Raw genomic sequence first — 492 nt, forward strand, 5'->3', positions numbered from 1 at the left:
GATATTAATTTTAGATGAATCTACATCAGCGCTAGATAATGAAACAGCTTATAATTTAGAAAGTTCTCTTCTTTCTATAGATGATTTAACATTGATAGTCGTTACACACAAACTTATAAAAAATATCTTACTTAATTATGATGAAATCATAGTTATGAAGGATGGTATGGTTATTGAAAAAGGCTCTTTTGATTATTTAATTAGTCTTAAAGGTTATTTCTATAGTCTATATTACCTTCAAAATGAAGATATATAAAATTTATTTCACTTGAGCGATGTATAGTCGAAATACTTTAAGCCACATGTGGGCGCTATTTTTCATATCGCCAACGATATATCCTCGTTACCACTTTGAGCAACGTGTTGGCGAAACATTTCGGATATATACGTTGCTCAAAAATACTCATTCAAAAAGGCTCATTAAGGACTTAAAAATAAATCCTTAATGAGCCTTTTATAAACTACATTCTTTGATGTATTTGRTTATCTTCA

Source organism: Romboutsia sp. 13368 (genome assembly GCF_018336475.1).
In the GTDB taxonomy this organism is placed as follows: Bacteria; Bacillota; Clostridia; order Peptostreptococcales; family Peptostreptococcaceae; genus Romboutsia.